The 24,443-nt window shown below is 73.0% G+C and carries 7 protein-coding genes; 3 read left to right on the plus strand and 4 right to left on the minus strand.

Translation table 11 applies throughout. The features are described from left to right. The first annotated feature begins 31 nt into the window (after positions 1 to 31). The 3 genes from ACZ7OU_RS33240 to ACZ7OU_RS33250 are packed head-to-tail and all read left to right on the plus strand — an operon-like array spanning position 32 to position 4,365. Positions 32 to 892, plus strand: a complete 861-nt coding sequence (locus ACZ7OU_RS33240) for a DMT family protein (protein WP_470258250.1) — start codon at positions 32 to 34, stop codon at positions 890 to 892. Positions 893 to 946: 54 nt separating this feature from the next. Continuing rightward, the gene (locus ACZ7OU_RS33245) at positions 947 to 2,617 is read left to right on the plus strand and encodes an ABC transporter ATP-binding protein (RefSeq protein ID WP_470258251.1); all 1,671 of its coding nucleotides are present in this window, start codon (positions 947 to 949) and stop codon (positions 2,615 to 2,617) included. Then, positions 2,614 to 4,365, plus strand: a complete 1,752-nt coding sequence (locus tag ACZ7OU_RS33250; RefSeq protein WP_470258252.1) for an ABC transporter ATP-binding protein — start codon at positions 2,614 to 2,616, stop codon at positions 4,363 to 4,365. Before ACZ7OU_RS33245 ends, ACZ7OU_RS33250 begins: the two co-directional genes overlap by 4 nt. A gap of 231 nt (positions 4,366 to 4,596) precedes the next feature. Here ACZ7OU_RS33250 and ACZ7OU_RS33255 read toward each other — a convergent pair whose 3' ends face one another. The 4 genes from ACZ7OU_RS33255 to ACZ7OU_RS33270 all read right to left on the minus strand — a co-directional run bounded on the left by ACZ7OU_RS33255 (position 4,597) and on the right by ACZ7OU_RS33270 (position 24,392). Further along, the gene (locus ACZ7OU_RS33255) at positions 4,597 to 4,806 is read right to left on the minus strand and encodes an MbtH family protein (RefSeq protein WP_470258253.1); all 210 of its coding nucleotides are present in this window, start codon (positions 4,804 to 4,806) and stop codon (positions 4,597 to 4,599) included. A gap of 11 nt (positions 4,807 to 4,817) precedes the next feature. Continuing rightward, positions 4,818 to 5,843: an ABC transporter substrate-binding protein gene (locus ACZ7OU_RS33260; protein ID WP_470244396.1), complete on the minus strand. Its 1,026-nt coding sequence runs from the start codon at positions 5,841 to 5,843 to the stop codon at positions 4,818 to 4,820. Between the two features lie 97 nt (positions 5,844 to 5,940). Beyond that, positions 5,941 to 6,351, minus strand: coding sequence for an aspartate 1-decarboxylase (gene panD, locus ACZ7OU_RS33265; RefSeq protein ID WP_470258254.1), 411 nt, complete (start codon positions 6,349 to 6,351; stop codon positions 5,941 to 5,943). Between the two features lie 2 nt (positions 6,352 to 6,353). After that, positions 6,354 to 24,392: a non-ribosomal peptide synthetase gene (locus tag ACZ7OU_RS33270; protein ID WP_470258255.1), complete on the minus strand. Its 18,039-nt coding sequence runs from the start codon at positions 24,390 to 24,392 to the stop codon at positions 6,354 to 6,356. Positions 24,393 to 24,443 lie beyond the last annotated feature (51 nt).

The following is a 24,443-nucleotide window of genomic DNA, read 5'->3' on the forward strand; positions in this document are numbered from 1 at the left end:
CGCACCGGTCCGACAAAATAGAGTGATCGGCATGTGGTGGGGACTCCTCTGCGCCCTCGGCGCCGCAATCGCGTACGGCGTGGCCTCGGTCATGCAGTCGGTCGCCGCGCGGGCGACCGAAGACTCCGGTGCGGCCGGGGTCGATCCGAAGCTGCTCGTGCGCGTCCTCGGCCAGTGGAAGTTCGTGCTGGGCCTGGTGCTGGACGTCCTCGGCTTCGTCGCGCAGATCGCCGCCCTGCACGTCCTGCCGCTGTTCGTCGTGCAGGCCGCGCTCGCCGCGAGCCTCGCCGTGACCGCCGTCGCCGCGCGGTTCCTCGGGATCCGCCTCGGCAAACGGGAATGGGCGGCCGTCGCCGTCGTGTGCGCCGGGCTCGGGCTGCTCGGCGCGGCCGCCGAGAGCGAGGGCTCCGACCCGGTCGGGCTCGGCTTCCGGCTCGGGCTGATCGGGGCCGTCGTCGTGCTGGCGGCCGCCGGGATCGCCGCCGGGAAGGCGAGCCGGCACATCAGGACACCCGCGCTCGGGCTCGTCGCCGGGCTCAGCTTCGGGGTCGTCGCCATCTCCGGGCGGATCATCCCCAGCCTCGCCCCGCTGGACCTGCTCACCGACCCGGCCACCTACACCGTGGCCGTCGCGGGCGGGATGGCGATGCTGTTCTACGCGACGGCGTTGCAACGCGGGAGCGTCACGACGAGCACCGCGATGATGGTGCTCGGCGAGACGATCTTCCCGTCGCTGGTCGGCGTCTTCGTCCTCGGCGACCGCACCCGGCCCGGGTTCGCCGTCGTCGCGCTCGCCGGGTTCGTCCTCGCCGTGGCCGCCGCGCTCGCGCTGGCCCGCTTCGGGGAACCGGCGACCGAGGGAAATGAGACGAAGCCGACCGTGTTCCCGTAACTTGTTTACTTAGACTAGCCTTACCTATCCCACAACCAGGACAGGGAGGCGCGGGTGAGCACGACCGGACGGGAAGTCCTCCGCCGTTCGATCACCGGGCAACGACGATCGGTGACCCTCGCGGCGCTGCTGACGGCGGGCCACCAGGGCGGCGAAGCGCTGGTGCCGGTGGTGATCGGCGTGGTGATCGACCAGGCCGTCGCGGGCGGCTCGGTGGGCACGCTGCTCTTCTGGCTGGCGGTGCTGGGCGTGCTGTTCGCCGCGCTGTCCACCAGCTACCGCCTCGGTGCCCGGTTCGGCGAGCGCGCCGCCGAACGCGCCGCCCACGACCTGCGCCTCGACGTCGGACGCCGAGTGCTGCACCCCGGCGGCGGCGCCGAGGCCGGCAACCTCGCGGGCGAGCTCGTCAGCATCGGGACGTCGGACGCGAAGCGGGTCGGCCAGCTCAACGGCGTCCTGCCCTTCGGCGTCGCCGGCCTGGCCGGGCTCCTCGTCAGCGCGATCGTGCTGCTCACCATGAGCGTCCCGCTCGGCCTGCTGGTGCTGCTCGGCACGCCGCCGATGCTGTACCTGGCGCACCTGATCGGCAAGCCCCTAGAGCGCCGCAGCGAGGCCGAGCAGGAGCGCTCCGCCTTCGCCTCAGGCATCGCCACCGACCTCGTCGCGGGCCTGCGCGTGCTCAAGGGCGTCGGGGCCGAACGCGCCGCCGTCGACCGCTACCGCCGCACCAGCCAGGATTCGCTGCACGCCACCCTGCGCGCCGCACGCGCCCAGGCCTGGCACAACGGCGCACTGCTCGCACTGACCGGCATCTTCATCGCCGTCGTCGCGCTCGTCGGCGGAAACCTCGCGGCGGCGGGCGACATCAGCGTCGGCGACCTCGTCGCCGCGGTCGGCCTGGCGCAGTACCTGATCACGCCGTTCTCGATCTTCTCGTGGGTCAACGGCGAGCTCGCGCAGGGCCGCGCGTCGGCCGCGCGCATCGCCGACGTGCTGAACGCACCGCCCGCCGTCGGCACCGGTGACGCCACGCTGCCCTCGCCGGCCGCCGGGCACGTGCGGCTTTCCGCGCTCGGCCGGGGTGCGCTGCGCGACGTCGACTTCGAAGCCCGCCCGGGTGAGCTCCTCGGCGTCGTCGCCACCGACCCGGCCGCCGCGACCGACCTCCTGGACTGCCTCGGCCGCGCGGCCGACCCCGCGACCGGCTCGGTGTCGGTCGACGCGGTCGACCTGTCCACTGTGGACCCGAGCCGGGTCCGCGAGGTGGTGCTGGTCGCCGCGCACGACGCGGACCTGTTCGCCGGGACCGTCGCCGAGAACTTCGAAACCGGTCCGCTCAGCGAAGAAGCGCTCACCGCGGCCGCCGTCGACGAGGTGGCCGGCGCGCTGCCCGACGGCGTCGCGACCGAAGTCACCGAACGCGGGCGGTCGCTGTCGGGCGGCCAGCGTCAGCGGGTCGCGCTCGCCCGCGCCCTCGCCGTCGACGCGCCGGTGCTCGTCCTGCACGACCCGACGACCGCCGTCGACACCGTCACCGAGGCCCGCATCGCCGCGGGCCTGGCCGAGCTGCGGCGCGGCCGCACGACCATCCTCGTGACCACCAGCCCGGCGCTGCTCGCCGCGACCGACCGCGTCGTCATCTTGGACGGCGGGCGGATCGCCGGCGTTGGCAGCCACGCCGAGCTGGCCGGTCGCGCCGACTACCGGGCGGCGGTGCTGTCATGACCCGTGAACTCCTCCCCGTGGCCGACGGCCGGCGGATCCGCGCCGTCGTCGGCGAGCTCGTCGGCCGGTCGAAGGGCCGCGCCGCCGCCGCGTTCACGATGCTGGTCGCGGCCACCGCGATCGGGCTGCTCACCGCGCCCCTGCTCGGCCGGGTCGTCGACCTCGTCGCGACGCGGCGGCCGGCGGCCGACCTGGTCACGCCGGTCGTCGAGCTGGTCGGCGTCGCCATCGGGCAGGCCATCGCGACCGCGGTCGGCGTGTCGCTGGTGGCGCGGCTGGGCGAGACGATCCTGGCCGAGCTGCGCGAACGCTTCGTCGAGCGCGCGCTCGGGTTGCCGCTCGACCAGCTCGAGCGCGCCGGGTCCGGCGACCTGACCACGCGCGTGACGAACGACGTCTCGGTCGTCGCGGAAGGCGTCCGGCAGGCGCTGCCCGAGCTGGGCCGCTCGGTGCTGACGGTCGTCCTGACGCTGGGCGCGCTGGCCGTGCTGGACTGGCGGTTCCTGCTGGCCGCGCTGGTCGCCGTGCCGATCCAGCTGTGGACGGTGCGCTGGTACGTGCCGCGCGCGAAGCCGCTGTACGCGAGCCAGCGCGAGGCCGTCGGCGCGCAACAGCAGCAGCTGCTGGACACCATCGGCGGCGCGAAGACCGTCCGCGCGTTCCGGCTGGCGGACACGCACCTGGACCGGGTGCGGCAGCGGTCCGACACGGCCGTCGACCTGGCGCTGCGCGGGATCCGGCTGGTGACGCGGTTCTACGCGCGGCTCAACCTGGCGGAGTTCGTCGGGCTGTCCGCCGTGCTGGCCGTGGGGTTCCTGCTGGTCGGCGCGAACGCGGTGACGGTCGGCGTCGCGACGGCGGCGGCACTGTACTTCCACAGCCTCTTCGGCCCGATCACGACGGCGCTCGCCCTGGTCGACGACGCGCAGGCGGCCGCGGCCGGCCTCGCGCGGCTGATCGGCGTCGCCGACCTGCCCGCCGAGGCGTCGCCTTCGCAGCCGGCGCGGCCGGTGGACGCGTCGGTGAAGACGGCGGCGACCGGTTTCTCCTATGTGGACGGTCACCCGGTGCTGCGCGACGTCGACCTCGGCGTCGCGCCCGGCGAGCGGGTGGCGCTGGTCGGGGCGAGCGGGGCCGGGAAGACGACGCTGGCCAAGCTGATCGCCGGGATCCACCGCCCGTCCTCGGGTTCGGTGACGCTCGGCGGGGTTCCCCTGGACGAGCTCGGCCCGGAAGCCACGCGCCGGACCGTCGCGCTGATCAGCCAGGAGGTCCACGTCTTCGCGGGACCGCTGGCCGAAGACCTCCGCCTCGCGCACCCGTCGGCGTCCGACGCGGACCTGCGGGCGGCGCTGGCGAAGGTGGGCGCACTGTCCTGGGTGGACAGTCTGCCCGACGGCCTGGCGACGGTGGTCGGCGAAGGCGGTCACCAGCTGACGGTGACCCAGGCGCAGCAGCTCGCCCTGGTCCGGCTGGTGCTGGCCGACCCGCCGATCGCGATCCTCGACGAGGCCACGGCGGAGGCCGGCAGCGCCGGTTCACGGGTCCTGGAGTCGGCGGCCGCGGCCGCCCTCGAAGGACGGACGGCGCTGGTGGTGGCCCACCGGCTGACCCAGGCGGCGGCGTCGGACCGGATCGTGGTCCTGGACGCGGGCGCCGTGGTCGAGTCCGGCACGCACGACGACCTCGTCGCGGCGGGCGGCCAGTACGCGAAGCTCTGGGCGGCCTGGTCGGGCCAGCGCGCCTGACCCCGTGTCGTCCCGCCGATCACGCGTGTCGACCTTCTGATCACGCGAGTCGCCCCTTCGGGCACACGGGATTCGCTTACGCCAACCGGATCCCGCGTGTCCGGCGGGGCATCTCGCGTGATTGAAGAGGCATCACGTGTGATTGGAGGGGCATCACTCGTGATTGGGGGGTCGACACGAACGAAAAGCGCCGGGAGCGGACGAGCTCCCGGCGCTTTTCTCGGAGAAGGGTCAGTTGTCCATGGCGTCAGCCAGGGACCTGGGCCGCATGTCCGTCCAGTTCGCTTCCACGTGGTCCAGGCACTCCTGGCGGCCGGACGGGCCGAAGGCGACCGTCCAGCCGGCCGGGACCTCCACGAACTCCGGCCACAGGCTGTGCTGGTTCTCCGCGTTCACCAGCACCAGGTACGTACCGGACGGGTCTTCGAACGGGTTGGTCATGCCAGGCCTCCTCAGGCGGTGATGTCCGTGCGGGCGCCCTTGACGACCTCGGTCAGCTTCTGGAGGACCGGGGTGGCGAGGACCGGGTTGAACCGGGGTTCGGTGGACCAGTCGGCGAGCTGGTTCGCCTTCACCGCGGGCAGCTGCGCCCACGTCGGGATCGCCGCCAGCTGCGCGCGCGACAGCGCGTACGTGCGGCTGTCGGACAGGATCAGGTCGGCCGGGTACTTGCCGGCCTGCTCCCAGCTGAGCGTCTCGAAGTAGTCGTCGGAGCCGGCGCCGTCGACGATGTCCAGGCCGAGCTCGCGGTAGTAGGCCAGGTCCGCGAAGAACTCCGGCTTGCAGACGTAGAGGTTGTCCTTGTCGCTGGACACCACGAGCACCTTGAGGCCCGGCTTGGCCTTGATGGCCGCCTTCAGGTCGTCGGACGCCTTCCGGAAGTCGTCCTTGCCCTTCTTGATCGCGGCGGAGTTCGCGTCACCGCCCAGCGCGACGGCGAGCTGCTCGAAGCGCTCGATCACCTTGGGCAGCGTGACCTTGTACTCCGAGATCGCGACGATCGGCGCGATCGCCTGCACCTTCGGGCCGAGGTCGTCCTTCAGCACCCACAGGTCGGTCGGCTTGGTGCCGGTCAGGCCGGTGACGACCAGGTCCGGCTTGAGCGCCGCGAACTTCTCCATGCTGAAGTCGTCCCAGGCGTTGCCGATCGACGTGACGGCGTTCAGGTCGATGTTGCCGGCCTGGATCTCCTTGGCGCCGTCGGCCGTCTTCTGCGGGCCGAACACGCCGAGCGGGTGGACGCCGTAGTCCCACAGCGCGGCGGCCGAGCTCGCGTAGGCCACGACGCGGGTCGGACGCTGGTCGCGAGACGCCTTCTGGCCGCGGTCGTCGGTGAACTCCCACGGGCCCGAGGCCGCCGGGGCGGCCTTGTCGTCACTGCTGCCGCACGCGGTGAGGACCGCGGTCGCCGCGAGGCCACCCGCCCCGATCAGGAAACCACGCCGGCCGAACCCGGGCCCACCTTGAAACACGGACATGAGAACCTCTCGCAGAGCTTTAGGATAGGCACACCTTATTTAGGGCAGCCTGTCAAAAGCAACCACCGCAACCGTCCTGTGTCCACGCCCACGCACGTCAGCTTCGGCCGGACAACTGGGCCTCCGCGCCGGGCACCGGCTCGGCCGGGTCGTGTCCCAGGTGGACCTGGCGGTTGTCCGCGTCCACGTGCACCACGCGCGGCCGGTGCCGCGCGCGCTCGGCCTCGTCGACCTGGGCGTAGGTGATGATGATGACCAGGTCGCCGGGGTGCACGAGGTGCGCGGCGGCACCGTTGACACCGATGACGCCGGTGCCCGGATCGCCGGTGATGGCGTAGGTCTCCAGGCGGGCGCCGTTGGTGATGTCGACGACCTGGACGCGTTCGCCCTCGACGATGTCCGCGGCGGCCATCAGGTCCGCGTCGATCGTCAGCGAACCCACGTAGTGCAGGTCGGCCTGCGTCACGGTGGCGCGGTGGATCTTGGCGTTCATCAGGGTGCGGTGCACGTCTACCTCGCGTCTCGGTTCAGCAGCGCGGCCAGTCCGGCTGCCGTGGGGGTGCGGAAGAACTCGGCGATCGGGAGCTCGGTCCCGAGCCGCTCGGTGATCCGGTTGCGCAGGACCACCAGCAGCATGGAATGCCCGCCGAGGGCGAACAGGTCGTCGTCGGCGCCGACGGCGGCGACGTCCAGCACCTCCGCGAAGATCTCGCAGAGGGAATTCTCCAGCGGCGTCTCGGGTGCCCGGCCGCGGGCCTCGAACTCGGGCACCGGCAGAGCGGTCTTGTCGAGCTTCCCGTTGGGCGTCACGGGGAACGCTTCGAGGGGGACGATCGCCGCGGGCACCATGTACTCCGGCAACGACCGGGCCACGAACTCCCGCAGCCGCACGGGATCCGCCGTCGCCGGCCTGGTGTAGGCGACCAACCGGTCGTCCCGGACGACGACGAGCGCCTGCTCCACGTCGTCGTGGCGCGCCAGGGCCGTCTCGATCTCGCCCGGCTCGATCCGGAAGCCGCGGATCTTGACCTGGTCGTCGGTGCGGCCGAGGTACTCGAGCTGCCCGTCGGGCCGCCACCGCACCAGGTCGCCGGTGCGGTACATCCGCTCCCCCGGCGGCCCGAACGGGTCGGCGACGAACCGGTCGGCCGTGAGCGCGGGACGCTCGTGGTAGCCCCGGGCCAGCCCGGCGCCGGCCAGGTACAGCTCGCCGGGCACGCCGGCCGGGACCGGCGTCAGGCCGCCGTCGAGGACGTACGCGCGGGCGTTGTGCACCGGGCGCCCGACCACCGGCCGGTCCGCGTCGGCGAACCGGCCGACGAGCGCGTCCACCGTGGCCTCGGTCGGGCCGTAGAGGTTGTACGCCTCGGTTCCCGGCATCGACCGCAGCGACTCCCACAGCGTCTGCGACACCGCTTCGCCGCCGACGCCGACGACACCCAGCGCGCACTTCCCGTCTTCGACGACGCCGGCCGCGGCCAGCTGAGCGAAGTGCGACGGCGTCAGCTCGAGGAAGTCGAGCCCGCGGTCGCGCACCACCGCGGCGAGGCGATCGGGGTCGCGGCGCGTGTCGTCGTCGACGACGTGCACCTCGTGCCCGTCGAGCAGCCACAGCTGCGGCTGCCAGGAGGCGTCGAAGAAGAACGCCCACGCGTGCCCGACCCGCAGCCGCCGCCCGCCCGCCGCCGCGACCGCCGGGCGGTAGAGCGTCTCGCGGTGGCTGTGGAACAGGTTCACCAGCCCGGAATGCGGGATGACGACGCCCTTGGGCTTGCCCGTGGACCCGGACGTGTAGAGCACGTACGCCGGGTTCGCGGGCGACGGCGGGGTCAGGACAGCGTCACTGTCCACAATGTCCTCGACGAACAGCGCTCCGGGGACCGGCGAAGCCAGCGCGCGGCTCGTGAGCACCAGCGTGGCACCGGAGTCGTCGAGGATCGACGCGATCCGGTCGGCCGGCTGGTCCGGATCGACCGGCAGGTACGCCGCACCGGACTTGAACACGCCGAAGATCGCCTCGACGACGGACGCCGTCCGCGGCAGCACCAGCGCGACGACCTTCTCGGGACCGGCACCCTGGGACGCGAGCCACCGGGCGAGCCGGTCGGTCCGCCCCGCGAACTCCGCGAACGTGACACTCGAGACCGCGTCGCTCAGCGCGGTCGCGCCCGGCGTCGCCGCCACCTGCGCGGCCAGGCGGTCGACGACCGTCGGCGCGGACGTCGTCAGCGGTTCGCCACGCCCCCATTCGGCGACGATCCGGTGCCGCTCGGCCGTATCCAGGACGTCGATCCGGCTCAGCGGCCGGTCCGGGTCGGCGACGACGGCGGTCATCAGCCGCACCAGCCGCTCGGTCAGCGTCCGGGCGGTCGGCTCGTCGAACAGGTCGAGGCTGAACTCGAGGTCGCCCTCGATGCCCTCGGGGGTTTCGACCAGGTCGAACGACAGGTCGAACTTCGCCTGCCGCAGCCCGGTGTCCCGGTAGGACGACTCGAGCCCGAGCAGCCGCTCCGGCGCCGAACCCGCGTGGTAGACCGCGAGCATGACCTGGAACAGCGGGTGCCGCGCCAGGGACCGGGCGGGGTTGAGCAGCTCGACGAGGTGCTCGAACGGCAGGTCCTGGTGGGCGTACGCGGCCAGGTCGGCCTCGCGGACGCGGTCCAGGAGGTCCCGGAACGTCGGGTCGCCTGCGGTGTCGGTGCGCAGGACCAGCGAGTTGACGAAGAACCCGGCGAGGTCCTCCAGCGCGTGGTCCATCCGGCCGGCGACCGGCGTGCCGAGCGGGATGTCGGTGCCCGCGCCGAGCCGGGTGAGCAGCGCCGCGAGGGCGGCCTGCAACACCATGAACGTGCTGGTGTCGCTGCCGTGGGCCAGCTCGCGCAGGCCGCGGTGGACGTCGGCCGGCACGGTGAACGGCACGGCCGCGCCCCGGTTCGTCGAGCGCGCCGGGCGGGGCCGGTCCACCGGGAGCGCCAGCTCGTCGGGGATCCCGGCGAGGGTGTCGCGCCAGAAGGCCGCCTGCCGGCCGAGGAGGCTGTCCGGGTCGTCGGACCGGCCGAACATCTCCCGCTGCCACAGCGTGTAGTCCGCGTACTGCACCGGCAACGGCGTCCACTGTGGACGCTCACCGCGCAGGCGCGCGGCGTAGGCGGTGTCGAGGTCGCGCTTCAACGGCGGGAGCGACCAGCCGTCGCCGGCGATGTGGTGCACCAGCAGGACGAACACGTGCCGGTCGGGCCCGGCCGAGACGAGCGTCGCGCGGACCGGGATCTCGGCGTCGAGGGTGAAGCAGTACGACGCCGCGGCGGTGACGCTCTCCTCGAGGTCGGCGGCCGTTTCGGTGACCAACACCGGCCGCGCGCGGGCATCACCCGCCGCCAGGACCACCTGCGACGGCGTGCCCTGCTCTTCGACCAGGATCGTCCGGAGAATCTCGTGCCGGGCGACGACGTCACCCAGCGCCGCCCGGAGCGCGTCGGCGTCGACCAGTCCGGTCAGCTCCCACGCCCACGGGATGTTGTAGGTCGCGCTCAACCCGTCGAGCCGGTCGAGGAACCACAGCCGCTGCTGGGCGAACGACAGCGGCAGCACCTCGGGCCGCTCGACCGGCACCAGCGCGGGACGGCTTTGCCGCCCCGGATCCAGGAGCTCGGCCAGGCGGGCCGGGGTGGGTGCGTCGAACACCGCCCGGATCGGGACCTCGACGCCGAGCAGCGCGCGGATCCGGCTGACCAGCCGCGTCGCCAGGAGCGAGTGCCCGCCGAGGGTGAAGAACCCGTCGTCCGGGCCGACCCGCGGCACACCGAGGACGTCGGCGAAGAGGTCGCACAGCGCCTGCTCGGCCGGGGTTCGCGCGACGCGGCCGGAGGTCCGGATCTCCGGGTCGGGCAGCGCGGCGCGGTCGAGCTTGCCGTTGGCGTTCAGCGGCAGCTCCGGCAGCACGACGATCGCCGAGGGCACCAGGTACTCCGGCAGTCGCTCGGCGACGCGCGCCCGCAGCGCGGCCGGGTCGCCCGCCGGCGTGACGTAGGCGATCAGCCGGTCGTCCCGGGCGATCACCACCGCGCGCGCCACCGAGGCATCGGCGGTCAGTGCGGCTTCGACCTCGCCCGGCTCGACGCGGAAGCCGCGGATCTTGAGCTGCTGGTCGGCACGTCCCAGGAACTCGAGCGCGCCGTCGGCCCGGCGGCGGACGAGGTCGCCGGTGCGGTACATCCGCTCCCCCGGCTCGAACGGCGACGCCACGAACCGTTCCGCGCTGAGCGCCGGACGGCCGAGGTAGCCGCGGGCGAGCCCGGCGCCGGCCAGGTACAGCTCGCCGCGGACGCCGGGCGGGACCGGCCGCAGCGCCGCGTCGAGGACGTACGCGCGGGTGTTCGCGACCGGCCGTCCGATGGCCACCGGCCCGCAGACCTGGGCCAGGCTGTCGCCCGCGACTTCGGAACAGCCGTACAGGTTGACCAGCTTCGCCGACGGCCACCGCCGGGCCACCTTCTCGGCCAGCACGCCGGAAAGCGGCTCACCACTGGTGATCCACGTGGTCACGGAGTCGAACGCGTCGGCCGAGGTGTCCTCGGCGAAGGTGTCGAGGAGGCTCGGGACGACGGTCAGCACCTGGGCGCCGGACGTGCGCACCAGTTCGGCGAGCGCGTGCGGGTCGGTGGCCGTCGCGTCGTCGGCGAGGACCACGGCGTCGCCCGCGACGAGCCCGCCGAGCAGCTCGGTCGACCCGTCGATGAAGGTCAGCGCGCTCTTGGCCACGCGCACGCCGTGGGCGACGTCCCGGCCCCAGTGCAGCCGGTTGGCCAGCGCGCGCTGGGTCCCGGCGACGGCCTTCGGGCGCCCGGTCGAGCCGGACGTGAAGATCACGTACGCCGGGTTGTCCGGGCTGATCGACGGCCAGACCGGCTCGGCGCCCGTGTCACTCGGCCGGACCAGCCGATCTCCGAAGCCGTCTTCCGCGACGACGAGGTGCGGCGCGGCGTCGGCGAGCATCAGCTCGACGCGCTCGGCCGGGTGGTTGAGGTCCAGGGGCAGGTAGGCGGCGCCGGTCTTGAGCACCGCGAGCAGCGCGGTGACCAGGCCGGCCGACCGCGGCAGCGCGACGGCCACCACCCGCTCCGGCCCGGCACCCCGCGCGAGCAGCGCCCGGGCAAGCGTCGTCGCGCGTGTGTCCAGGTCCGCGTAGGTCAGGCGCTCCTCCCCGAACACCAGCGCGGTGGCGTCCGGGGTGCGGGACACCTGGGCGGCGAACAGCTCCGCGACCGTCTCCGCGGGCAGCGGCGTCGCGGGGGCGGCGGCGAGCTGGTCGTGTTCCGCCTCGGTGAGCAGGTCGATCGTGCCGATCCGGGTGTCCGGGTCGCCCACGACGGCCCGCAGCAACGTCCGGAGCCGGTCGAGGATCGCTTCGACGCTCGCGCGGTCGAAGACGTCGCTGTTGTACTCGGCCGTGCCGCGGATGCCGGTCTGGTGACCGGGCCGCTCGCCGACGAAGAACACCAGGTCGGCGCGGGCGGTGCCGGTGCGGACCGGTTCCTCCGCGACGGTCAGGCCGGGCAGCGCGAGGTCGGCGACGGCGTTGTTCTGCCAGGCCAGCATCGTCTGGAACAGCGGGTGGTACGACAGTGACCGCGCCGGGTTGAGCACCTCGACCAGGCGCTCGAACGGGACGTCCTGGTGGGCGTACGCGTCGAGGCTGCGGTCCCGCACGCGGGCGACGAGGTCGCGGAACGACGGGTCGCCGCCGCTGTCCACGCGCAGCACGAGGGTGTTGACGAAGAAGCCGACGAGGTCGTCGAGGGCCTGGTCGGTCCGGCCGGCGATGGACGTGCCGAGCGGGATGTCGGTGCCCGCGCCGAGCCGGGTGAGCACGGCGGTCAGCCCGGCGTGCACGACCATGAACACGCTGGCCCCGCAGGCACGCGCCAGCTCGACGAGTCCACTGTGGAGCTCGGCGTCCCAGCCGAACGCGAACTGCTCGCCCCGGTAGGACGCTTCCGCCGGGTGCGGCCGGTCGGTCGGCAGCTCGATGCGCTCCGGCAGGTCCGCCAGCGCGTCGCGCCAGTAGGCCAGCTGCGGTTCGATGACCGGCTCGCCGAGGACGTCCCGCTGCCACAACGTGTAGTCCGCATACTGCACCGGCAGCGGAGTCCACTGAGGAGCTTCCCCGGCCTGCCGGGCGGTGTAGGCCGTCGCGAGGTCGCGCCACAGCGGCGCGGTCGACCAGCCGTCCGAGGCGATGTGGTGAAACACCAGAACGAGGACGTGCTCCTCGGCGCCCAGCCGCAGCAGTTCCGCGCGCAGCGGGATCTCGGACTCCAGCTCGAACACCGTGCCCGCGACGTCCGACACCGCCGCGGCGAGCGTGGCCGCGGTGACCTCGCGGACCGGCAGCGGGATCGTGACGTCCTCGAGGATCTGCTGCCGGGCTTCGCCGTCGATCTCCGGGAAGACCGTGCGCAGGGCTTCGTGGCGTTCGACCACATCGGACAGTGCGATCTTCAACGCGGAAACGTCGAGGTCGCCGGCGAGCCGGACCGCGGTCGGCATGTTGTACGTCGCCGACGGACCTTCCAGGCGGTGCAGGAACCACAGCCGCTGCTGGGCGAACGACAACGGCAGCACGTCCGGCCGCGGCTCGGCGCGCTCCAGCGCGGGCCGGGCGGCCGTCGAGTCCGAAGTGGACAGCAGCGTGGCCAGGCCGGCGACGGTCGGCGTCTCGAACACCGACCGCACCTGCAGCTCGACGCCGAACACCGCGCGCAGCCGCGCGACCAGGCGCGTCGCCATGAGCGAGTGCCCGCCGAGGGCGAAGAAGTCGTCGTCGACGCCGATCGTCGCGGTGTCGAGGACCTCGGCGAACAGGCCGCAGAGGACTTCCTCGACCGGGGTTCGCGGCGCCCGGCCGGCCGTGACGGCCTGCTGGTCGGGGCTCGGCAACGCGCGGCGGTCGAGCTTGCCCGAGGCGAGCAGCGGCAGCCGGTCCAGGACGACGAACGCCGACGGCACCATGTACTGCGGCAGCCGGTCGCGGACGTGCGCCCGCAGCGCCGTGACCAGGGCACTCGTGTCCCGCTGCCCGGCCGGGTGGTTGCCCAGCGTGGCCAGGGCGGCGCGCACCGGACGGGCGCGGTGGATGCGCGTCGGCTCGCCGGAGGTGAACACGACTTCGAGCACGCCTTGCTGCCCCGGTGCCGCGTAGACGCTGTAACCGAGGTCTCGCAGCGTCTCGATGTCCACTCCGGACGGCTCGGCGTCCAAAGCGGACAGTGCCGCGTCGGCGTCGCCGTCGGCGAGCGCGGCGACCGCGGCCAGCTCACCGGACAGCCGCGCGTCCGGCACACCGGTGACCCGCAGCCGCGCCGGACGCTCGGCCAGCAGCCGCTCCAGCTCGTCGAGCGTGGTGAACGCGACGACGGTCTCCTCGACCGGCGCCGGCTTCGGCGCCTTCCGCAGGACGACGTCGTAGCGGTGCCGGGTCAGCTCGTTGTGCGCGTGTCCCCGCTTCATCCGGAGGTCGACGTCGTCGAAGCCGTCCAGTTCCCGGGCCAGCGCGCCGAAGAAGTCCGGGTCGAGCACGAGTTCGCCTTCGCGCGCGATGGCCTGGTCGACCGCGGCCGCGCTCCGGCGGCCGTGGCGCAGCTCGGTCGCCGTCCGGAACGCCCGCAGCGAACGCAGGTTCCGGATGTCGCCGAGGAAGAGCACACCGCCCGGCCGGACGTGCGCCGCGGCGGTCCGGATGACCTCGGCGAGGTAGTCCACGCTCGGGAAGTACTGCGCGACCGAGTTGATGATGACGGTGTCGAACGGCTCGTCCGGCAGATCGCCGAGGTCGTGCGCGGGGCGGGCCGCGACGTGGACCTTGTCCGCGTACGGCGTCCCCGACAGTTCGCGCCGGAGGTTGGCGATCGCCTTCTCCGACAGGTCGACACCCCAGTACGCCTCGGCGTCCGGGGCGATCCGGGACAGGATCAGGCCACTGCCGACGCCGATCTCGAGCACCCGCTTCGGCTTCAGCGCCTGGATGCGCTCGATCGTCGCCGCGTGCCACTCGCGCATCTCGCCGAGGGGGATTTCGGTGCCGTCGTAGCTGGAGTTCCAGCCGGTGAAGTTCTCCTCCAGCCCGCCGGACGCCGCTTCGGTGAAGACGTTCTCGTGCAGCTCGCGCCACTCGCCGACGTGGTCCAGCTCGGCCTCTTCGTCGCGGCCGGCGGCCGGGACGGCGTAGGCGATGAGCCGGCCGTCCTGCGCGAGGACGACGGACTGCCCGACCGCCGGGTGCTCGGTGAGCACGGCTTCGATCTCGCCCGGTTCGATGCGGTAGCCGCGGATCTTGACCTGGTCGTCCGCGCGGCCCAGGAACACCAGCCGCCCGTCCGGCAGCCATTTGACGAGGTCACCGGTGCGGTAGAGGCGGCCGCCGTCGGCGAACGGGTCGGCTACGAACCGTTCCGACGTCAGCGCGGCGCGCCCGAGGTACCCGCGGGCCAGGCCGGAGCCGGCGAGGTACAGCTCCCCCACCACGCCGGGCGGGACCGGCCGCAGCCCGGCGTCGAGCACGTACGCCCGCGTGCCGGGGTCGGGGATGCCGATCGGGACGACGGTCGCGTCCGCCAGCTCGACCGGGTCGCTCTCGCCGAGCGTCGAGTTGGTCGTGGCCTCGGTCGGGCCGTAGGCGTTGAACATCCGGCGCCCCGGTGCCCACCTTTTGACGAGCTCGGGCGACACGCGCTCGGTACCCGCCAGCAGGACGCTGTCACGCGGCAGGTCGCAGTCCGCCGGCATCGCGTCGAGCAGCGCGGGCGGGAGGATCATGAAGTCGACGCCGTGCTGGTGCGCGTACTCGGTCAGCGCGGACCCGGCGACTCGGCGCTCGGCCGGGACCACAACCAGCCGTCCGCCGGAAAGCAGACCGAGGCAGAGGTCCCAGAACGCGACGTCGAAGCTCGGCGACGCGAACTGCAGCACCCGGCTGTGCGGCCCGATCCCGAAGCGCTCGACCTGGGTGGCGACCAGCTTCGCGACGCCCGAGTGCTGGAGGACGACACCCTTCGGCCGGCCGGAGGAGCCGGACGTGTAGATGACGTAGGCCGCGTTCTCCGGCTTCACGACGACGTCCGGGTCCGCTGTGGACATTCCGTTGAGGACGGTGTCGTCGAGGAGGACGCGGGGAACGTCCGCGGGGAGCTTTGCCTCGATCTCGCGGGTCGTCACGACGCAGACCGGGCGGGCGTCCTCGACCATGTAGGTGATCCGGTCGCCGGGGTAGTCGACGTCGATCGGGAGGTACGCGGCGCCGGCCTTGAGCACAGCCAGCTCCGCGACGATCATGTCGACCGACCGCGGCACGGCCAGCGCGACCACGCGCTCCGGCCCGGCACCGCGGTCGAGGAGCAGGCGCGCGAGCCGGTTGGCCCGGGCGTTGACCTCGGCGTACGTCAGCTCGACGTCCTCGAAGACCAGCGCGACGGCGTCCGGAGCTTCGGCGACGCGGCGGGCGAACAGCCCGGGGAACGTCTCGGTGCCGGCCGGTTTCAAGGACCCGGCCCATTCGGTCAGGACCTGGTCGCGCTCGTCGCCTTCGAGGAGGTCCAGGGCGCCGACCGGGCGGTCCGGTTCGGCCAGTGCCGCGCGCAGCAGCACTTCGAGACGGCGCAGGATCGCGTCGGCGCCCGGGTGGTCGAAGACGTCGGCGTTGAACTCCAGGACGCCCGCGATCCCGGCCTCGCGCTCGGTCAGCGAGATCGCCAGGTCGAACTTGGACGTCCCGGTGGTCACCGGGATCTCGGTGACGGTCAGGCCGGGCAGGGTGACGTCGGCGCGGGTGTTGTTCTGCCCGGCGATCATCACCTGGAACAGCGGGTGGTAGGACAGCGAGCGCGCCGGGTTGAGCACTTCAACCAGGCGTTCGAACGGGACGTCCTGGTGGGCGTACGCGTCGAGGTTGCGTTCGCGGACGCGGGCCACGAGGTCGCGGAACGACGGCTCGCCGCCGGTGTCGACCCGCAGCACGAGGGTGTTGACGAAGAACCCGACGAGGTCGTCGAGGGCCTGGTCGGTCCGGCCGGCGATGGGCGAGCCGATCGGGACGTCGGTCCCCGCGCCCAGCCGGGTGAGCAGGGCGGCCAGCGCCGCGTGGACGACCATGAACACGCTGGCGCCGGACTCGCGCGCCAGCTCGGTCAGGCGGGCGTGCAGCTCGGCGTCCCAGGTGAAGGTGTGCAGCTCACCGCGGAAGGTCGCGGTCGCCGGGTGCGGGCGGTCCAGGGGCAGCTCGATGCGGTCGGGCAGACCGTCGAGGGTGTCGCGCCAGTAGTCCAGCTGGGTGCTGAGCACGCTGTCCGGGTCGTTCTCGGCGCCGAGGAGATCCTGCTGCCACAGCGTGTAGTCGGCGTACTGCACCGGCAGTGGCGTCCACTGTGGAGTCTCGCCGACGCGCCGGGCGGCGTAGGCCGTGGCGATGTCGCGCCAGAGCGGGGCCATCGACCAGCCGTCGGAGGCGATGTGGTGGAACACCAGGGCCAGGACGTGCGCACGCTCGTCGAGCCGCAGCAGTTCCGCGCGCATCGGTGCCTGGCGTTCCAGGTCGAACGAGCCGCGGACGAGACCGGTCAGCGCGGTGTCGAGGTCGGTGACCTCCCGGACGGGCAGGTCGACGTCACCGGCGGGGAGGATGTCCTGGTACGGAACGCCGTCGTGCTGCGGGAACCGCGTCCGCAGCGCTTCGTGGCGTTCGACCACATCGGACAGTGCAGTGCGCAGCGCCTCGACGTCGACCTCGCCGTCCAGGCGCATGATCAGCGGGACGTTGTAGGTGGCCGACGGGCCTTCGAGGTGGTGCAGGAACCACAGCCGCTGCTGCGCGCCGGACAGCGGCACGAGCGCGGGCCGGGCCATCGGGACCAGCTCCGGCCGCGCGGTCCCGGTACCGGCGCCGACCAGCGCCGCGAGGCCGGCGGCGGTGGGCGTCTCGAACACCGACCGGACTTCCAGCTCGGCGTTCAGCGCCGTGCGGATGCGCGCGATCAGGCGGGTGGCCAGCAGCGAATGGCCGCCGAGGGCGAAGAAGCTGTCGTCCGGGCCGACCCGAGGGAGGCCCAGGACGTCGGCGAACAGCTCACACAGCTGCCGTTCGACGGGCGTGCGCGGCTCGCGGTCGGACGTCGGCGCGACCGGGTCCGGCGAAGGCAGGGCACGGCGGTCGAGCTTGCCGTTGGCCGTCACCGGCAGCGCGTCGAGGACGACGATCGCCGACGGGACCATGTGCTCCGGCAGCCGGTCGACGGCGAGGGTCCGCAGGTCCGCGGTGAGCGAGCTGATCCGGCGGAAGCGGCCGGGGTTGCCGGTGTAGGACAGCAGCGGAGCGGTTCCGGGCCGGAAGGCGCCGGCGGTCTCGCCGGTCGTGAACACGACATCGACGGAGCCGTCGCCCTCCGCGGACCACGTGACGACCGTGCGGTAGCCGTGCGCGTCACCGAACGCGTACCAGTCTTCGGGGTCCACCCCGCCCGGTGCGGTGCGGCCGTTCGGAACGCGTTCGATCCGGCTCGGACCGGCGACCTCGTCCACAGTGGAGAGATCGGTACACCACGCGAGCGCCGGGAGCTCGGGAGCCTCAGTCGAGCCGGGGCGCAGGACCACGTCGTAGCGGTACCGGGTCAGCTCGTTGACCGCCCGGCCGCGCTTGACCCGGATGTCCGCGGTGACCCCGTCGAGGCCGGCGAAGAACTCGGGCGCGACGAGGAGTTCCTTCTCCCGCAGGAGGTTCTGCTCGACATCGCCCCCGCGCGCTTCGGCGACCGCCGTGTGGAACGCCCGGACCTGACGCAGGTCGCGGACGTCGCCGACGAACAGCGACCCACCCGGCGCGAGCAGTGCGAGGGCCTGGCGCAGCACCTCCAGCAGGTACGTCCCGCTCGGGAAGTACTGGACGACGGAGTTGAGCACGATGGTGTCGAAGAACCCGGACGGCAGTCCGGTGACGTCGGCGGCGTCGCCGGTGCGCAGGTCGACGCGCCCGGCGAGCGCCGGGTCGGCCGCGACCCGTTCACCCAGGGAAGCGATGACCTCGGCGGAGAAGTCCTTGCCCCAGTAGGACTCGCAGTCCGGGGCCAGCTCGGTCAGCAGCAGGCCGGTGCCGACGCCGATCTCCAGCACCCGCTTCGGCCGCAAGTCACGGATCCGCGTGACAATTGCGTCCCGCCACTCCCGCATCTCTTCGCGCGGGATCGGTTCGCCGGTGTAGCTGGAGTTCCAGCCTTCGAACTCGTCGGCGGCGCCCGCGTACATCGAGTCGTACAGTTCGCGCCACTCGCCGACCTGCTCGGTCTCGTCCGATGGAGACAGTTCGGCGGGCACGACATACCCGACCAGACGGACGTCGCCGGGCCGGTCCTCGCGGGCCACGACCACGGCGTGGGCGACGTCGTCGTGCGTGGCGAGGGTCGCGGCGATCTCGCCGGGCTCGACGCGGAAGCCGCGGATCTTGATCTGCTCGTCGCCGCGGCCGAGGAACTCGAGGACGCCGTCGGGGCGGAAGCGGGCGACGTCACCGGTGCGGTACATCCGCTCCCCCGGTTCGAACGGCGAGGCGACGAACCGCTCCGCGCTCAGGCCGGGACGGCCGAGGTAGCCGCGGGCCAGCTGGACGCCGGCGAGGTACAACTCGCCGGCGGTGCCGGGCGGCACCGGGCGCAGGGCGGCGTCGAGGACGTAGGTCCGGGTGTTCCACACCGGACGTCCGATCGGGACGGTCGTGTCCTCAGGAGACGTCCGCCACGACGTGACGTCGACCGACGCTTCGGTGGGGCCGTAGAGGTTGTGCAGCTCGGCGTCGAGGACCTGTCCGAACTGGACGACCGCGTCGGCCGGCAGGGCTTCGCCGCTGCACAGGACCCGGCGCAGGCTCGTGCACTCCCCCGCGGCCGGCTCCTGCAGGAAGACCTGGAGCATCGACGGGACGAAGTGGACGGTCGTGACGCCGCGGTCGCGGATCAGCCGGGCCAGGTAGGCCGGGTCCTTGTGGCCGTCCGGCCGGGCGACGACCTCGGTGCCGCCGGTGATCAGCGGCCAGAGGAACTCCCAGACGGAGACGTCGAAGCTGGACGGCGTCTTCTGCAGCACGCGGTCGTCGCCGGTCAGGCCGTACTCGTCCTGCATCCACAGCAGCCGGTTGACGATGCCCGCGTGCGGCACGACGACGCCCTTGGGGCGGCCCGTCGACCCGGACGTGTAGATGACGTACGCCGGGTTTTCCGGCCGGAGTACGACGTCGAGCGGCGCGTCCGAAACGCCGTCGAGGAGGTCCGGGTCGTCCAGCCGGACCGCGTGCGGCAGGTCGTCGCCGGTCGCCAGGACCAGCGCCGGAGCGGCGTCTTCGAGCATGAACGCGAGGCGCTCGGCCGGGTAGCCCGGGTCGAGCGGGAGGTAGGCCGCGCCGGTCTTGAGCACCGCGAGGACGGCCGTGACCAGGTGCGTCGACCGCGGCAACGCCAAGGCGACGACGCGCTCGGGCCCGGCACCGCGCCCGGCCAGCACGCGGGCGAGGCGGTTCGAGACGGCGTCCAGCTCGGCGTAGGTCAGCTCTTCGTCCTCGAAGACGAGCGCCGTCGCGTCCGGCGTCCGCGCGACCTGGGCGGCGAACAGCTCGGGCACGGTGACCGCGGGGACGTCCTCGACGGTCCCCGACCAGACCGCGGGCAGGGCCTCGCGTTCCGCCGGGGTGAGGACGTCGAGGCTGCCGAGCCGGCGGTCCGGCGCGGAGACGACCTGACGCAGCAGGACTTCGAGGCGGTCGAGCAGGCCGGTCACGGTGGCGTGGTCGAACACCTCGGCGTTGAACTCGGCCTGGCCGTGGATGCCGTCGGCGCGCTCGGTGAGGGAGAACCAGAGGTCGAACTTGGCCGTGCCGGTGCCGACGGGCCGCTCGGTGACGGTCAGCCCGGGCAGCTCGACACCCGCGCCGGGCGTGTTCTGCCAGGCGAGCATCGTCTGGAACAGCGGGTGGTGCGCCAGCGACCGCGCCGGGTTCAGCGCCTCGACGAGGCGTTCGAACGGGACGTCTTGGTGCGCGTAGGCGTCCAGGCTGCGCTCCCGCACCCGGGCGACGAGGTCGCGGAACGACGGGTCGCCGCCGGCGTCGACGCGCAGGACGAGCGTGTTGACGAAGAAGCCGACGAGGTCGTCGAGCGCCGGGTCGGTGCGGCCGGCGATCGGGGTGCCGATCGGGATGTCCGTCCCGCCGCCGAGCCGTGAAAGCAACGCGGTCAGGCCCGCGTGCACGACCATGAACGGGCTCGCGCCGCACGCCCGCGCGAGATCGGTCAGCCCGGCCTGCAGACCGGCGTCCCAGGCGAAGGTGAAGAACTCCCCGCGGTAGGCCGACACCGTGGGGTGCGGCCGGTCGAGCGGGAGCGGGATGCGCTCGGGCAGGCCGTCGAGAGCGGACCGCCAGTAGTCGAGCTGAACCGTCTCTTCGGCTTCCAGGAGTTCACGCTGCCAGAGCGTGTAGTCCGCGTACTGCACCGGCAACGGAGTCCATTGTGGAGCGTCCCCTCGCAGCCGGGCGCGGTAGGCCGTCGCGATGTCGCGCCACAAGGGAGCGAGCGACCAGCCGTCGGCGGCGATGTGGTGCACGACGAGGACCAGCACGTGCCGTCGCGGGTCGACGGTCAGCAGTGCGGCCCGCACCGGGACGCCGGCGCCGAGGTCGAAGACACCGCGAACGAGTGTGTCCACTTCGGATTCCACTTCGGACACCGTGCGCACGGTCAGCTCGACCTCGGCATCGGCCAGAACCTGCTGATACGGCACGCCGTCGGCGGTCGGGAACACCGTCCGCAGGGCCTCGTGCCGATCGAGGACGTCGTGCAAGGCCGCCCGCAGCGCGTCGACGTCCAGCTCACCCGCGAGCCGCATGACGAGCGGGACGTTGTAGGTCGCCGACCCGCCTTCCAGGCCGTGCAGGAACCAGAGGCGCTGCTGCGCGAACGACAGCGGCAGCCGCTCGGGCCGGTCGGTGACGGGGGTGAGCGGGCGCCGATCGGTGCCGGTCACCGCCCCCGCCAGGAGCTCGGCGAGCGCGGCCGGGGTCGGCGCGTCGAACACCGCCCGCACCGGCACCTCGGCGCCGACCGCCGCCCGGATCCGCTGGATCAGGCGCGTCGCCAGCAGCGAATGCCCGCCGAGGGCGAAGAAGTCGTCGTCCGGTCCGGCCTGCGGTACCCCGAGGACGTCGGCGAACATCTCGCAGAGCAGCTGCTCGACGGGGTTGCGCGGCGCGCGGCCCGGCCCGGCGGTGAACCGCTCCGGGCTCGGCAGGGCCTTGCGGTCGAGCTTGCCCGAGGCGAGCACCGGCAGCTTGTCCAGCACGACGAACGCCGAAGGCACCATGTACAGCGGCAGCCGGTCGCGCACGTGGGTACGCAGAGACGCCACCAGCGCACCGGTCTCCCGCCGGGCCGCCGGGTTGTTGGCGTACGACGCGGGTGTGCCGGTCTGCCGCCCCGGGCGGTAGGCGGGGCCGTCCTCCCCCCTCGAGAAGACGGCCTCCAGCGCACCGGCCTCGGCCGCCCAGGTCACCGCCACCCAGTACCCGGCGCGGTCGCCGAGGTCGTGCAGGGCTTCGGGATCGACGCCGTCGCGGCGTTCGAGCGCGGTCACCGCCCGCGGATCACCCTCGTCCAGGGCCCGCACCGCCGCCAGCTCGCCGGCCAGCCGCGCGTCGGGGATCCCGGTGACCCGCAGCCGGACGGGCGTCTCGGCGGCCAGGAACCGTTCCACCACCCCGAGATCGCCGAACGCGACGACCTGCTCGTCGGCCGCGGCCGGTTTCGGCGCCTTGCGGAGGACGACGTCGTAGCGGTGCCGGGTCAGCTCGTTGTGCGCGGTGCCGCGCTTGACCCACAGGTCGACGTCGTCGAAACCGTCCAGGTCGCGGGCGAGAGCCGGGAAGAAGTCCGGGTCGAGCACCAGCTCGCCCTCGCGCGCGATCGCCTGGTCGACCGCAGCGACGTCGGCCCGGCCGTGCCGCAGCTCGACGGCGGTGCGGAACGCGCGCAGCGAGCGGAGGTTGCGGATGTCGCCGAGGAAGATCGTGCCGCCGGGCTTCACGAGACCTGCCGCGGTCCGGACGACCTCGGCGAGGTAGTCGGCGCTCGGGAAGTACTGCGCGACCGAGTTGATGATCACCGTGTCGAACGGCTCGTCCGGCAGGTCACCCAGGTCGTGCGCCGGGCGGGCGGCGAGGTGGACCCGGTCGGCGAAAGACGTCGCGGCGACCTCGCGCCGGACGTTCTCGATCGCGCTCTCGGACAGGTCGACGCCCCAGTACGTCTCGGCGTCCGGCGCGATCCGCGAGAGGATGAGCCCGCTGCCGACGCCGATCTCGAGGACCCGCTTCGGCCGCAGGGACCGGATCCGCTCGATCGTCGCCGCGTGCCACTCGCGCATCTCTTCCAGGGGGATGTCGGAGCCGTCGTAGCTGGAGTTCCAGCCGGCGAAGTTCTCCTCGATGCCGGTGGACCCGGCGAGCATCTCCTCGTGGACGTCGTGCCATTCCTCGACGTGCCCTCGCTCGGCCGCCTGGTCGCGGTCGGGCACCGGCACGGCGTAGGCGACGAGCTGCCCGTCCTGCGCGACGACGACCGACTGGCCGACGCGCGGGTGCTCGGCGAGGACCGACTCGATCTCGCCGAGCTCGATGCGGTAGCCGCGGATCTTGACCTGGTCGTCGGCCCGGCCGAGGAACACGAGTCGGCCGTCCGGCAGCCACTTCACGAGGTCACCGGTGCGGTAGAGACGGCCGCCCGAACCGAAGGGGTCGGCCACGAACCGTTCCGCCGTCAGCCCCGGCCGCCCGAGATACCCGCGCGCGAGGCCGGATCCGGCGAGGTACAGCTCGCCGACGACGCCGACCGGGACCGGCGCGAGGGACGCGTCGAGGACGTACGCGCGGGTGCCGGGGTCCGGCACGCCGATCGGCACGGCCGAGCCGGGCGCGATCTCCGGGTCGCACAGCCCGAGCGTCGAGTTGGTCGTGGCCTCGGTCGGGCCGTAGGCGTTGAACATCCGGCGGCCCGGCGCCCACCTTTTGACGAGTTCCGGCGACACGCGCTCGGTGCCGGCCAGCAGCACGCTGTCGCGCGGCAGGTCGCAGTCGTCGGGGAACTCGGCGAGCAGCGCGGGCGGCAGGATCATGAAGTCGACGCCCTGGGCGTGGGCGTAGTCCGCCAGCTCGGGGCCGGGTACCCGCCGTTCGGCGGGGACGATCACCAGGCGCCCGCCCGAAAGCAGGCCGAGGCACAGGTCCCAGAACGCGACGTCGAAGCTCGGCGACGCGAACTGCAGCACCCGGCTGTGCGGCCCGATACCGAAGCGCTCCGACTGCGTCGCGACGAGCTTCGCGACCCCGGCGTGGGACACGACGACGCCCTTGGGCCGGCCGGTCGAGCCGGAGGTGTAGATGACGTAGGCCGCGTTGGCCGGGACGATCACCGCGGCCGGGTCCGTGTCCGGGGCGGCGTCGAGGTCGAGTTCGTCGAGCAGAAGAGCACTCTCGAAGTTTTCGGCGAGCTCGGTGGTGGTCACGACGCAGACCGGGCGGGCGTCGGTGACCATGAACGCGATGCGCTCGGCCGGGTAGTCCGGGTCCAGCGGCAGGTAGGCGGCGCCGGCCTTGAGCACGGCCAGCTCGGCCACGATCATGTCCGGGGAGCGCGGCACGGCGAGCGCGACCACCCGTTCCGGCCCGGCTCCCCGCCCGATCAGGACGTGGGCGAGCCGGTTCGCGCGGGCGTCCAGCTCGGCGTAGGTCAGCTGCTCGTCCTCGAAGACGAGGGCCACGGCGTCCGGCGTCTCCCGGACGCGGGCGGCGAAGAGCTCCGACAGCGTCGACAGCGGCGTGTCGAGGTCGGTGTCGTTCCACTCTTCGACGATTCGGCGCAGTTCCGGCTCCGGCACGAGGTCCAGGCGTTCAACCGGCCACTGTGGACGGTTCAGGGCGTCGTCGAGGAGGTGCTCGAGGTGTCCGAGCATCCGGTCCACTGTGGACTCGTCGAGGACGTCGGCGCGGTAGTCGGCGACCAGCGCTTCGCCGTCGACGCGCAGGTTCAGGTCGAGCGGCAGGCCGGTCTCGGCGCCGAAGCCGACGTTGACGAGCACCGATCCCCCGCGACCGGGCTCGGGCTCGACCTCGGCGACCAGGTCGGCGAAGGGAACTTGGTGGCTCAATGCCTCTTCGCGCGCCTCGCGCACGCGCGCGACGACATCCGCGAAACCGGGCGAGCCACCGAGGTCGACCCGCAGCGGCACCAGCGAGCCGATGCCGAGCACGACGTCGGCGGTTCCCGCGTACCGGGACAGCAGCACCGCGAAGGCGGCGAGCAGCGTCAGTTCGTCGACCGCCGGCAGCGGCCGGGTCACCCGGGCCGGGACGGGCTCCGCGACGTACGGCCGGTCGACCGGCAGGGCGAGCTCCTTCGGCGCCGAGGCGAGGCGGTCACGCCAGAATCCGAGCTCCGCCATCTGCTGCACAGCGTCACCGTTGCTCACCGGTAGACCAGCCTCCCGCTGCTCACGACGCCCCGAACGGGGCGCAAACTT

Source organism: Amycolatopsis sp. NPDC114505 (assembly GCF_055633615.1).